Source organism: candidate division TA06 bacterium (assembly GCA_016208585.1).
Classification (GTDB): Bacteria; Edwardsbacteria; AC1; order AC1; family EtOH8; genus UBA5202.
Genome location: JACQXR010000057.1, coordinates 1 through 9,909 on the forward strand (window position 1 = coordinate 1; position 9,909 = coordinate 9,909).

Here is a 9,909-nt window from a genome sequence, read left to right on the forward strand (position 1 = left end):
AGAATAGCCAAAGACAGAAAACACCTGGCGCTCAACTCATATGAGTTTGCGGCCCGCAGTATGGATGAAATAGGCCGCATGCTGGGCGGCTGGATAAAACAACAAAAAACAATGACCGGAAAATAAGGTCGCAACCGGCGGTAAAACCGCCGATAACGATAGGCGGCGGACTGAAAAAGGCGACAAGCGTGTGTTGCGCGGCGGCTCGTGGTACGACCTTACTGGCAACTGCCGCACTGACAATCGGGACATCCTCAACCCGTTCTTCCGCAACTACTACGTCAACTACTACGTCATCATCGGCTTTCGTGTTTCTCAGTAATCTCAACGTTTTCTGTGTTCTTTGGTTCTGTATTCTGTGTGTTCCCGCTACAGCAGGGCTTCGACCAGGCTCAGCCTGGCAGCTTAGTGCTGGCCTCTGGCTGGAGAACTTTAAAACTCAACCCCTTTCTCCCCTTCTCTTGAAAAATAAATAAGAGAAGGGGTTGGGGGATGAGTTCGGAGATAACTGAGCAACCCAACCCCGCTTCCCTCCTGCGGCGGGCAGGCGCTTCCTGACCGCCCCAAAGGGGCGATGGGTCGCAGCCTGCGGCTTCAGACGCAGGCTGATATCTCCGCGCTTTCAGCGCGTTGGCGTTAAAGCCCGGCGGCGGCTGGTAGTCAGCAATGATGAACGCTGCCGCTGGCATTTATCTTTTCTGTAAGGCCAATAACAAAGCCCCCCGCCAATGGCTGGGGGCTTCTTGCTTTGCAAGGTTCACTATAAAACAATATCAGTAAAATCTGCGTGAATCAGCGTCCAAAATATTGCCTTTGGGTTTAATCTCAGGCCCGGGGCAGATACTTGAACGACACCAGCCGGGAATGTCCGGAAAGATGATGATTGATGAATTCGGCCAGGAGACGGATCAGAAACAAAGAATCCTCGGGATCCAGCGGCGGCAGATAGTCGTGCTGCTGCCAGAAATCAAGTCCCTTCAGCACCGGACTGGTCAGGGCCACTGATTCGCCGTGTTTCTTGCCGCAACCGGGGCAAAGCAGTCCTCCCAGTGAAAGCGAGAATAAAAACAACTCATCGCAAACCAACTTTTTACAGTCTAAACAGCGGTTCAACACCGGATGGTATCCCAGGTTCTTGATGGAGGCCAGGCAGAACTCGGCCAGCGGGCGTTGGGGACTGGGGCTGTGCTCCAGCGCCTTGAGCAGCACGCTGAGATTGTTGAAAAGGGCCAGGTTCGGCGACTCCAGGTCGGTGGCCCGGTAGGCCACTTCCAGAGCAGGCGCCAGGAAGTTCAGCGTATCCGTGACCTTAAGGCCCTGGCCGGGGTAGAAAACTACGGAGGCTTCGGAGGCGGTATGAAGTTCGGATCGGAGGCTGCGGTAAAAAACCACCTGGGACAATGTTCCGGGGTCGAAAGCCGCCCCGAACTTGCTTTTGGAGCGGCGGACGCCCTTGGCCATGAATTTCATCCGGCCGAAGTTCCGGGTAAAGGCATGAACTATCCGGCTGGACTCGGACCAGTTCTGGGTCTTAAGGATTATGGCTTCGGTGCGTTGGATCATCGGGGTTCACTATTCACTCTGTGGCGGCGGTTTGGACGGAGCCGTCCTGAAGGCCGGGTTTGGAGGGCAGCTTCAACAGCCGCCTGGCCCTCACCGCCATGATCCTCCGCTGGCGCACCGCCTCCACCGTGAATTCCCAGGCCGGCTGGGACTGCGGCCATTTGAGCTTTTCCCCGGAGGACGGCACCTTGCCGGCGATGTCGTAAATGAAACCGCCCAGGGTCTCAAAACCCTCGGTGGGAAAATCAGATCCCAGCGCTTCGTTCAATTGTTCGATGTCTATCCGGGCGTCGATCCGGTAGGTTCTCTCGTCTATCTTGCGGAACAGCGGCTCCTCGGTATCAAACTCGTCCCGGACCTCGCCCACTATTTCTTCCAGCACATCCTCCAAAGTCACCATGCCGGCGGTGCCGCCGTATTCGTCCACCACGATGGCTAGGTGGGTCTTCCAGGACTGGAATTCCTGCAGCAGGCCGTCTAATTTTTTGGACTCGGGAACAAAATGGGCGGGGCGGGCCAGTTCGTCCACCGGCTGGTTCTTGACTCCCGAGCGCAAAGCCTTGTTGATGTCGGTGGCGTAGGCGATGCCCACGATGTTATCTATGGTCTGGCGGTAGACCGGAATCCGGGTGTGCCCGGCCTTCTCCATCAGTTTGACCGCCTTGAAAATGGGAAGTCCGAATGGGGCCGCCACCATATCTATCCGGGGCACCATGATCTCCCGGGCGGTTTTGTCTCCCAGTTCAAAGATCCCGTGGATCATCTCGGTCTCGGAGCGGTCCAGCACGCCTTGTTCGTGGCCGGCTGAAAGTAGGGCCTTAATCTCGTCCTCGGTGATCTTGGAGGAAAGCTGGGCCTTCTTGATGCCGAAAATAGAGAGGGTCAGGTCGGTGGCGCGGGTTAAAAGCCAGATGGCCGGGCGGGCCGCAACCGCCATGAATTCCAGGGGCCTGGCGACCAGCAGGGTTATGAACTGGGAATGCTTGAGGGCGATGTTCTTGGGGGTAAGCTCTCCCAGGATGATGGTGAAGAATGAGACCACTGCGGTGACCAGGGCCAGGGCGATGGGGTGACTGTTCTGGGAGATGATCCCCAGTGGAATATCCTCCAGGGTCTGGGAAACCAACTTGTAGCTGGAAACGGCGGCCACGGCCGAAGCCAGGAATCCCAGGAAGGTAACGCCCATCTGAATGGTGGCAAACAGCCGGGAGGGGTCCTCCAGCAGCCGTAAAGCCGACTTGGCCCTTTGGTCCCCGCGGTGGGACAGTTCCTTAAGACTGCTTTTGCGCACCGTGATCAAGGCGATCTCGGACGCGGATAAAAGTCCGTTGAAAAATATCAGTGCCGCGATCAGCAGCAGTTCACTCCAAATAGAAATTTCCAAGATTTAAAAATCTCCCTTTTGTTTCAAGCTGTCAGATTAGTGCCCGTAAAGATAGAACTCTTCCCGTCGCTGCATTTTGCGGGCCGGGCCGAGCCGGCTATGGTCGTAACCCAGAAGATGCAACACCCCGTGGACGGTCAGCCTTCTGATCTCCTCTTCGACCGTGGCGCGGTATTCTTTAGCCTGGCGCCTGGCCCGGGGCAGAGAAATATATACGTCCCCCAGATTGGGCCGGGTCCAACAGGCTTTAGGCCCTTCCAGCAGGGCGAAGGAGATGACGTCGGTCGCCCTGTCCTGGCCCCGGTAGCGGCGGTTGAGCCTCCGCAGGTGGGCGCTGTCGGTGAAGATCACGGTCAGGTCACAGCCCGGACGGGATTCTTCCTTCAATATCCTTTTGACCAGGGCCTTTAAGGCTGAAGGTTTGAAGTCCCGGACGGGAACAAGGAATTCGAAACAAACGGACATATAAGGCTTGCAATTATATTGCTAACGAGGTTTTTCTTCCAGCAGGGTGGTCTGGGGATATTCGATCCGGGGATGGAAGACCGCGGTCAGCACCGGCATGAAGGCCTCCCCGGTCAGGTTCAGCTCGTGCAGGGTCAGGTTGGACTCGTCCAGCTCCAGCTGGTTGGCCTTCTCGGCGATGATGGCCCGGACCACCTTGCGCACCCTTTTGGCGCTGTGGTCCTTCAGCGATCTGACGGTGGCCTCCACCACGTCGGCCAGCATCACCAGCCCGACCTCCTTGGACTGAGGCCGAGGTCCGGGATAGCGGAAGTCGGATTCCAGCACCCCGCCTTCGCTGGTCTGGAGCGCCTTGAGGTAAAAATATTTGGAGAGAGTGGTGCCGTGGTGCTGGGCGATGGCGTCCACTATCAGTTGGGGCATCCGTCTCTGTTTTGCCAGCTCCACTCCGTCTTTGACGTGGGAGACCAGCACCAGGTGGCTCATCTTGGGGGCCAGTCCGTCGTGGCGGTTGATTCCGGTGTTTTGGTTCTCGATGAAGTAATCCGGCTTGGTCAGCTTGCCGACGTCGTGGTAATAGCCCATGATCCGGGACTGCAGGCTGTTGGCCCCGATGGCCAGGGCGGCGGCCTCGGCCAGGTTCCCCACCAGCAGGCTGTGCTGGAATGTTCCCGGGGCCTCCAGCGAAAGACGCTTCAACAAGGGCCGGTCGGGATCGGCCAGTTCCAGCAGGCTGTAGTCGGTGGTGACCCGGAAGATGGCCTCCAACAGCGGCAGCAGCACCAGGGCCAGCGCCACCGAAAGGGCGGCGTTCAGCGGCCCCAGCGCCAAGGACTGCTTGATCTGCTCGGCCGGCGCCTGCCTTAAGTATTCCACCGCGGCGATGGCCAGAATGTTTATCAGGCTGATGGCCAGAAAACTTTTGACGATGAACTTGAGCCGGCCCCTTAAATCTCTGGCCGCGAAGGCCGCCACCGCGCCCGAGGCCAGCATCACTACGGTCAGGGGAAAGTTGAAACCGGTAACCACCCCCAGAAGCAGGCTTCCGGTAATGGCCACCACCGCCCCCAAAGTGACATCGAAAATCAGGCTGATGATCATGGGGCCCACCGCCGCCGGAATCAGATAAGGAGAGAGGCGCTGTTCTCCCAGCACCGCCCATCCGCCCAGCATGGTCAGCAATACCACCGAGGCCAAAAGCAGCAGATGGGAATCATGGTTGAAGATCTCGGGGCGGAAACGGTGGAGGTAGATGATCAGGATCCCCAAGAAGAATCCCAGGGCCAGCAGCCGGGAGAGCAGGGTTAAAAGATATCGCCAACCGCCCCGCCGGGAAGACAAGGCGATCTCATCCAGGCGCATCTTGAGGGAATAGAGTTTTTGGGCCGCCGGAGCGTCGATATTTTGATAGGCCGCCGCCAATCGTTCTCCCTTTATCACCTGTCCCACGGCCAGGGACACGTTGCTGCGGGCCAGCAGACGGGCGTTGTTTACTTCCTCCAGGTCAAGGTTGAGGTTAGGCACCAGTATTCCGGAGGCCGCCTCGGCGGCGGCCTGGGCCAAAGGGGCTGATTTGGGAAAGGCCTGTTCGCTTTTGATCTTCATCAAAAGGGGCAGGGACTGGGCAGTGGCCAGGTCCTGCACCCGGGTCCGTACCAGCTGGTCCTGCTGCCGGATGATGATCTGATCCCCCAGTTCCAGCGACTGTTGGTCGGTCAGGGGTAGGATGCCTTCGGTTACCGTCTGGCGGCAGATGGAGCGGAACCCCTGCTGGAAGGGATAAAGCTCGGGCAGGGACAACAGCAGATTTACGGTAGCCGGGGAAAGGTTCAGTCTCCAGCTCTCCAACTTTTTCTTTTTGACCGCCAGGTATTCATCCTCCTCCCGGAGGTCGGAAAGCCTTACCAGAAAGCGGTCGATGTCGCCCAATATCTTATTATCCACTTCGGGGCTGCGGTAGGCGATGGCCAAGACGTTAAGCTCGGCGCTGTCCTGCTGGGCCGCTAGTTCGCCGGGGTACTTCAGCACCGGGAAGTCAAAGGGGGCCACTATGTCGTGATTGCTGATGTCGCCTTCTTTCAGCTCCAGTTCGTCGTGCCGGGCCGGGGAGAACAAGTTGGCTACGATCAGCAGCAGGCCAAAGGCGATGGCGGCCCGTTTAAGCCAGAAGATCTGCCTTTTGCGGGCCGGGGCGTCCAAAGGCCAGAAGGCCTTGAAGAATTTGAGCAGTTTGTTTTTAACTTCTAATTTCATAATAAGAACGAAAATTTTTTAGTCTAAAGATTTCAGAGAACTCCGGCTATTTTAGAGCTTATCCGTAAATAGCCTTATAATGCGAAAAGATACGTAAAATCGCCCGCCTTCAGGCCATAATATTTAATTACGGATAAGTTCTTAGTACCGAAGCGGTTTATTTTCCGGTCTGGCACATCGTCTTTCCACCAAACACCAGTAAATGATCGCCAAGGCGCCAAAGACAGTGTAGATGATCGTGAATACCCACAGAGGCGCATCGTAGTAGATCAACCGCCCCACCCAGTCCCGGATGAATGAGCTCCTGTATGCTTCTTGTCCCGCCGCCGCTCGGTATCTGTTTTCCAGGAGCGTCAGAGGGCACCATTGGCCGGCCCATGCCTGGACAACCACGTATAGAACGCATGCAATATGAACCTTCATCATCACACGATTGGTTGCCCATCTCCATTTCCGGTGATATCCGATCATGATCATGCCCTGTCCCCCAAGCACGAATGCGATGAATGCGAAGTGGATCAGCATTACGATGTCGGCGATCATCATGGTGGTTTTTGATTTGATTAGACACTTAAGAATTCGAATGGGCCGCCGTTAATCGGAAGGTCCGGTCTTTTCGTCCTGATTCTGGCCGCGGCTTTCGGCCTGGCTGTTGCTCTGGTAAGCTTGGATGATGCGCTGTACCAGGTGGTGCCGGACCACATCGCGTTCCGAAAGGTTGATGAATTTTATTCCCTCCACCCGGGAAAGCACCTCCTGGATGTGCACCAGTCCGGAGCCGTCGTTCCGGGCCAGGTCTATCTGGGTAACGTCGCCGGTGACCACGGCCTTGGAGTTGAAGCCCAGCCGGGTCAAAAACATCTTCATCTGGGTGCGGGTGGCGTTCTGGGCCTCGTCCAGGATCACGAAGGAGCTGTTGAGGGTCCGGCCCCGCATGTAGGCCAGGGGCACGATCTCGATGATGTCGTTGGCCAGGAAGCGGCGGACCTTTTCCGGGGACATCAGGTCGTACAGGGCGTCGTACAGCGGGCGCATGTAGGGGTCGATCTTGTCCTTGAAATCTCCGGGCAAAAACCCTAGGGATTCCCCCGCCTCCACCGCCGGGCGGCATAATATGACGCGCTCCACCTGGCGCTCGTTCAACGCCGCCACCGCCGCGGCCACCGCCAGATAGGTCTTGCCGGTGCCGGCCGGCCCGATGGCGATCACCAGGTCGCTGTTCTTGATGGCCTCCAGGTACTGGGACTGGCCGGGAGATTTGGGCCGGATCAGTTTCTTCAGGGCCAGGGAGGCCACGGCCCCCCGCTCCTCGATGTCCTTGTGCCGCTGGTGGGCCTGGCTGATGGCCAGGCCGATGTCCCGCTCCTGAAGCACCGCCCCGGATTCCACCTGGACCCTAAGATGGAGGATCAGCGAGGTGATGGCTTCCAGCTCATCGGCCGAGCCCTTGATCACCACCTCGTCGCCCCGGGCGAATATCTTGGCCTTGAAGGAATGCTGGATCACCTTTAAGTTGGAATCCTGCGGCCCCAATAGATTCACCGGGTCAATGCCGGCCAGGGAGATCCGTTCGGTTATTTCGTTGATTTCTTTGGTCATATTTTTACGGTATGTCAATGCAGTAAAAGTTGGTAAACGCCAGTAAATAATATATCACAAGCAAAAAAATAACGCAAGGGGAAATTCCAAATAAAAAAGGGTTGACAGCAGGGCATCCGGTGGTTTATGATACATAAAGAACGGAGCCTGAAATGCTGGGAAACTTACCACTGAAACACGGAAATTCAGGAAACACGGAATAGCATCAATTCAGTGATGTTCAATGATTCACTTCATAAATTCGTGCTTCCGTGGTAAAAGGTGCTTCTGCCGTTGTTTCGCAGCAGTAACCAATTTGTAAATTTACGGAAAGCCTTATGAATCCAAGCAAATACAAGATCAGCCCCCGGCGGGCCGGCCAGATCATAGGCGGCTTTGCCCGGCGCAAGGTGGTGGTGCTGGGCGACCTGATGCTGGACGAATACCTGTTCGGAACGGTCTCCCGGATCTCGCCCGAGGCCCCGGTGCCGGTGGTGGAGGTCAGCCGGGAGGAGTTCCACCTGGGCGGCGCGGCCAACGTGGCCTGGAACATAGCGGCCTTAAAGGGGCAGGCCTTTCCGGTGGGGACGGTGGGCAGCGACCGGGCCGAGAAAATGATGCGGCGGGAGTTCCAAGCCAAGAAAATATCCGAACTGGGGCTGGTGAAACAGTCCGGGCGGCCCACTACCATCAAGACCAGGATCGTGGCCAGTCACCAGCAAGTGGTGCGGGTGGACCGGGAACACCGCCAGGACATCTCGGCCTCCGCCCAGCAAAACGTGATCAAAGCCTTGGAGAAACTTGTCCCTTTAACCGACGCCATTCTGATCGAAGATTACAACAAGGGCCTGATAACTGCTCAAGTGCTCAAGGCAGCATTGGAACTGGCCTTAAAACATAAAAAAATTATCACGGTGGATCCCAAGTTCAACCATTTCCTGGATTTCAAGGGGGTCACCCTGTTCAAACCTAATATCCACGAGGCCGAACGGGCTTTGGGGGCCAAGATCTCCTCCCCCGAAGACATCATCAAAGCCGGGCAATCCCTGATAGAGAGGCTGGAGGCCCAGGCGGTGCTGATCACCGCCGGCGACCAGGGGATGTATCTTTTCACCGCCGGCAAGGGGAAAGTGTTCCGGATACCCACCGCTGCCCGCGAAGTCTATGACGTCTCCGGGGCCGGCGACACCGTGATCGCGGCGGCCACTTTGGCCCTGTGCGCCGGGGCCAGCTTTTTGGAGGCGGCGGTTATAGCTAACCATGCGGCCGGGGTGGAGGTCTCCAAGTTCGGAGTGGCGGAAGTAACGGCCGCAGAATTGAAACAAGCCTTGAGGAACTGGTGATGATCTTCGCCTTGGGAATGGGATGTTACCATCTGGCAACCTTTATGGCCCTCCTTTTGGGATGGCCATATTTGCTGGGAGTCATGACCTTTGGCCACCGCACTTTTCCCAGCTGCAATCGCTGTTGCCCGAAAAAAGCATCGTTCTTTCCACCATGACCGCCACCGGGCAAAAAAGGGCCGCCGAGCTGTTCCCCCAGGCGGACCAGATATTTTTCCTTCCCCTGGATTTCTGGTTTTCCCAAAAGCTGGCCGTCAGGAGAACATCCCCCAGCGTCCTGATCCTGACCGAGACCGAGATCTGGCCCAACCTGATCCGGCAGTGCCGGAAGCAAAATATTCCGGTGTTCCTGGTCAACGCCCGGCTTTCCGCCCGGTCCTTTAAATACTACCATGCCCTGCGCTTCCTGTTCGGGCCGCTTTTGAACACTCTTCAGCTCGTCGCCTGCCAAAGCCGGGAGGATGCCGGACGCTACCTGGCCTTGGGGGCGCGGCAGGAGATCGTGACCGTCACCGGCAACCTGAAATACGATGGGATCAAGGGCCCGGTCTCGGCAGCTGAAAAACAGGGATTGAGAAAGGATTTTGGATTAAGCGCTGGGGATCTGGCATTTACGGCTGGCAGCACGAGGGAGGGCGAGGAGGCGATGATTCTGGGGGCCTGGCAGCAGGTAATTCAAAATTCAAAATTCAAAATTCAAAATGTAAAATTAGTTATAGCGCCAAGGCATCCGGGGCGGTTCTCCGAGGTGGAAAAGCTGATAAGTTCCCAAAACCTTGAATATGTCAAAAGGAGCGATCAGAAGAATTCCCGCACCTCAGGCGGGTTCCAGGTCCTGCTGCTGGACACCATCGGCGAGCTGGTCAATGCCTATGCGGCCTCCGATCTGTCTTTCGTCGGCGGCAGCCTGGTTCCGGTGGGAGGGCACAACCCCCTGGAACCGGCGGCCCTGGGACTTCCGGTGATCTTCGGCCCCCACATGTTCAACGCCAGGGAAAGCACTGAAGGTCTTTTGGAATGTGGCGGAGCGGTGCGGGTGAACGATGCCGGGGAATTGGGAAAAATACTGATCATCTGGCTTAAGGATCCCGGAAAAAGGAAAGCGGCCGGGGAGAAAGCCCGGGTTCTGGTGGATTCCAAACGTGGAGTTTCCAAGGTCGCGGCGGAATTGGTGGCGGAAAAATTGGCTCTTCTCCAATGAGTGTGGGTAAAATCGAACTTGGTGGCGAGCTGAAGTAGTTGGCAGTAAACGAGTTCTTTGATAGCAACCCCGGTAAAAATATGGTAAACTTCCGGTATGAAGAAGATCAAACGATTGGAAGA

Annotated in this window: 8 protein-coding genes; 2 read left to right on the plus strand and 6 right to left on the minus strand. The window is 56.8% G+C overall.

The genetic code is table 11. The features are described from left to right. Window positions 1-825 precede the first annotated feature (825 nt). From recO to HY768_04775, 6 genes are all read right to left on the minus strand, one after another. Window positions 826-1,563 (minus strand): DNA repair protein RecO, encoded by a 738-nt coding sequence (recO, locus tag HY768_04750; protein ID MBI4726522.1) that lies wholly within the window; start codon window positions 1,561-1,563, stop codon window positions 826-828. Between the two features lie 13 nt (window positions 1,564-1,576). Next, on the minus strand, window positions 1,577-2,947 hold the full coding sequence (locus tag HY768_04755; protein ID MBI4726523.1) for an HlyC/CorC family transporter: 1,371 nt from the start codon (window positions 2,945-2,947) through the stop codon (window positions 1,577-1,579). A gap of 36 nt (window positions 2,948-2,983) precedes the next feature. Continuing rightward, window positions 2,984-3,412: an rRNA maturation RNase YbeY gene (gene ybeY / locus HY768_04760; GenBank protein ID MBI4726524.1), complete on the minus strand. Its 429-nt coding sequence runs from the start codon at window positions 3,410-3,412 to the stop codon at window positions 2,984-2,986. A gap of 21 nt (window positions 3,413-3,433) precedes the next feature. Beyond that, window positions 3,434-5,665: an HDIG domain-containing protein gene (locus tag HY768_04765; GenBank protein ID MBI4726525.1), complete on the minus strand. Its 2,232-nt coding sequence runs from the start codon at window positions 5,663-5,665 to the stop codon at window positions 3,434-3,436. Between the two features lie 141 nt (window positions 5,666-5,806). Further along, window positions 5,807-6,211, minus strand: coding sequence for a DUF2784 domain-containing protein (locus tag HY768_04770; protein ID MBI4726526.1), 405 nt, complete (start codon window positions 6,209-6,211; stop codon window positions 5,807-5,809). A gap of 48 nt (window positions 6,212-6,259) precedes the next feature. Continuing rightward, complete coding sequence (locus tag HY768_04775; GenBank protein ID MBI4726527.1) at window positions 6,260-7,264, minus strand: PhoH family protein; 1,005 nt, start codon at window positions 7,262-7,264, stop codon at window positions 6,260-6,262. Window positions 7,265-7,581: 317 nt separating this feature from the next. Between HY768_04775 and rfaE1 the strand changes: the two genes are divergently transcribed. Next, entirely contained in the window at window positions 7,582-8,586 is a 1,005-nt protein-coding gene (gene rfaE1, locus HY768_04780) for a D-glycero-beta-D-manno-heptose-7-phosphate kinase (protein MBI4726528.1), read from the plus strand. A gap of 124 nt (window positions 8,587-8,710) precedes the next feature. Then, the gene (locus HY768_04785; protein MBI4726529.1) at window positions 8,711-9,787 is read left to right on the plus strand and encodes a 3-deoxy-D-manno-octulosonic acid transferase; all 1,077 of its coding nucleotides are present in this window, start codon (window positions 8,711-8,713) and stop codon (window positions 9,785-9,787) included. Window positions 9,788-9,909 lie beyond the last annotated feature (122 nt).